Origin of the sequence: Christiangramia sp. (assembly GCF_029937855.1) — a bacterium.
Taxonomy (GTDB): Bacteria; Bacteroidota; Bacteroidia; order Flavobacteriales; family Flavobacteriaceae; genus Christiangramia.
In genome coordinates, this window is record NZ_JAPYPC010000068.1 from 1 (window position 1) to 3,362 (window position 3,362).

Annotated in this window: 2 protein-coding genes; one reads left to right on the plus strand and one right to left on the minus strand. The window is 35.6% G+C overall.

Translation table 11 applies throughout. From position 1 onward, the window contains the following. Positions 1–310 precede the first annotated feature (310 nt). Positions 311–1,801, plus strand: a complete 1,491-nt coding sequence (locus tag Q1K34_RS17865; protein ID WP_300442078.1) for a VWA domain-containing protein — start codon at positions 311–313, stop codon at positions 1,799–1,801. Positions 1,802–2,320: 519 nt separating this feature from the next. Here Q1K34_RS17865 and Q1K34_RS17870 read toward each other — a convergent pair. Further along, positions 2,321–2,467, minus strand: a complete 147-nt coding sequence (locus tag Q1K34_RS17870; protein WP_300442081.1) for a transposase — start codon at positions 2,465–2,467, stop codon at positions 2,321–2,323. Between the last annotated feature and the right edge of the window lie 895 nt (positions 2,468–3,362).

The window sequence follows — 3,362 nt, forward strand, 5'->3', positions numbered from 1 at the left end:
TTCTTTCTTTATGAATTGCTTTCAGCAGGATTAACATGAAAAACCGAATATGTGGAATCTTTTAAAATGCTGTTTTTACTTAACTTACCGTACGTTATAAAAGATCAGCATAGGAACCACGCACAAGGTTATGGCAGATATGGGGCGCATTATACGCTACTACTTTTATTTCAACTATCTTCAAGTTATTCCAATTTGGTGATAAGCTCATGATATTCCATTACTTGGAATATTTTTTTTAGAATAAAACCGGTTTTTCCACGCAACTATTCTAAATATCCTGTATCTAATAAATACTAACCCATTAGACATGAAAAATTTAAAACACCTTCTCATTTTTTTAGCCTTAGTACAATTTTCCTGTGAAACAGATCAACCAGGTGAAAGTATTAATACTGATAACCAAACTGGTTCACCAGCCGGAGAATACGACCCAGGGGTTATTGCACTCCCAGGGGATTCCTATAACGAATATGAGGAAAATCAATTTATTTATACCGAAGAAGAACCAATTTCAACTTTTTCAATAGATGCCGATGGAGCTTCTTATGCCAACATTAGGAGATTCATCATGCAGGAAAATCAGCTACCACCTAAAGGAGCGATTCGTACTGAGGAACTGATTAACTATTTCAATCTTAACTACGATTATAATGATAGTTCACACCCAATTGCCCTTAATGGAGAAGTTAGTCGGAGCCCATGGAATAATGCAAATAAATTGGTGCGGATAGGAATAAAAGGTAAACCTATAGAAAAGGCAGATTTACCACCTTCAAACTTCGTTTTTCTTATCGATGTTTCTGGTTCTATGGCAAGTGAAGATAAACTGGAATTGCTAAAAAATGGCTTTAAATATTTTGTGGATGAATTAAGCGATCAGGATAAAGTAGCCATTGTGACTTATGCTGGATCTGCAGGGGTTCTTTTAGAATCTACTCCAGGGAACGAAAAACAGAAAATTAAAAATGCTATAGACCAATTAGGCGCCGGGGGTAGTACCGCTGGTGCCGAAGGTATTGTGACTGCTTATGAAATAGCCCAGGAAAATTTTATCGACAATGGTAATAACCGGGTTGTTATTGGTACTGATGGAGATTTTAATGTAGGCATATCAAATCAGGATGAACTTGTTGAATTAATTGAAGAAAAAAGGGAATCAGGTATTTTTATAACTGTCCTTGGTGTGGGTCGGGGGAATTTAAACGATGCCGCACTAGAACAGATTGCCAATAACGGGAATGGAACTTATGAATATATAGATAACCTGGAACAGTTACGCAAGGTATTTATTTACGACTATAATAAATTTTATACCGTAGCGAAGGATGTGAAAATTCAGGTAGAATTTAATCCGAAAAATGTGGAAGCATATCGTCTTATTGGTTATGAAAATAGGATTTTAGAGGAAGAAGATTTTGAAGATGATGAAAAAGATGCCGGGGAGATTGGTGCGGATCAAAATATAACTGCTCTTTATGAAATTATTCCTGCCAGTAGTCCAGACTTTAGCCTTCCTGCTTTTGCTATAGATTTCAGATATAAACAACCAAACGATGATACTAGCGTGCCTATGGAATTGGAAATTTTCGACGAAGGAAACTCTTTCGAACAATCATCAGTTTATATGAAGTTTACGGCCGGTGTGGCTTCGTTTTCTATGTTAATAAGGGATTCACAGTTTAAAGGAACCAGCAGTTTTGATAAAGTACTCATGTGGTTAAATTCTGTAAACCTGGCAGATGAGTATGGTTTTAAGATGGAATTCAAGCAATTGGTTGAGAAGGCGAAAGGTCTTTAATTTAAATTTATTTTTAACTAGGATTCACAGGCTAAAGAGTTCCCTAACTGCCCCCCGGATAGTTGTGAATTGCTTTCAGAATTGTATTTTTAACTAGGATTCACAAGACTAATGACTACATATATCAAAAAAATAAAATTTAAAAAATTTGTTCTCAATTAATCGAATTTGAAGTTTTGAGAAGTTAAAACTTGGTTAAAGGTGTCCAATTCGGGGACACTCCAAAATAGACTATCTGAAAAGCCCAATAGAACCGGCCTGAACGAATTTTCAGGCACTCCCGCCTCGAGTACTTTTAACATATCAAATTACATCAAAACCCCATAAACTTCACTGTTTATGGGGTTTTTTATTTTTCCTGACATCATATAATATTTATTGAATACATCTAAAAGGGATCAAGTTTAATTGTTGTGTTTATGCAATAATTGTAGTTAATCTATAAAGGAATAATTCTACATTTTTCACTCCTCTAAACTGACTTCTAAAGACTTTAATTTTTGCATTAAAGGATTCTGCCTATGCGTTTGTGCTCCTGTTGATAAAATAATTCCGTATAGACCTGTAGTTAAAGGTTATGGTATTTGCAAGGGTATTGAAGGCTTTGAATCCCGTGTCTTCTACATCTTTGTACCAGTGTGCGAGTTTTGTATAGGCTGCTTCCACTTATTTTGCCTTCTTGAATATATCTCTGAGTCTTTGCAAGAAATTAAAGGCCAACTTTATATCTGGATATTGCTCGAAGAGTAATTTCCTTAGCTCGTCCACGTTTTGAAGCTGGTATCTTAAGCAGTTGTGCGATTATGGGCTCTACCAGGGTTCCCGAAAAAATAGCTACGATACTTACCTTTTTTCTCTTTGCTATTTTATTGGTGATGATGGTATAAAGTTCTCCTTGGGAGAGTGCGGTTTCATCTATAGAGAGCTTTGAGCTTATGTTCTGAGGAAAGATGAGCCATCCTTTGGAAGGGGATTTTTGATCCCACTGTATAAAATCGTTTAAATAATCTTTATACCGGCGTTGGAGCTTCTGACCGTTTCTACCCCATAAAATCCACCGATGGTATGACAGTCGGAGGCTTTATTACTGACTAAGTACTTTTAAAAAAGCAGCGAACTAGACGGTCATATGGATCCCCTGTGCTACTAAATTCCAGTCACGCTGAACAACCTGTTGATTTTGTTTGTTGAGCCAGCGGCGGCGTTTTATATGCAGGAATACCTTTTTACCACGCACAGGAAATCTGAAGCCTCAGTATTAATATAGTTTCACATAATCGCCAGTTTTTAAACTCACAAATCCATTTTCTTAGGTCTAAAAGGTAAAGCTATGGAAACACCATTCTTGGAATGATGGCTTTTTTATAGTCAAATGTTAGATATGAAAAATGAATCAAACGGTATTAAAATAAAAAAGTTAGCTGCTTATGTCCCATATATGGTTTAGTTACTTTTTTGATTTTAATTATAAGATTCCATATAAATCTCTTATTTCAAACAATTTAAAATATCTAAGTTCAATATATAAATGCAACTCAAATTAAATCATTGGGGGCTAGCC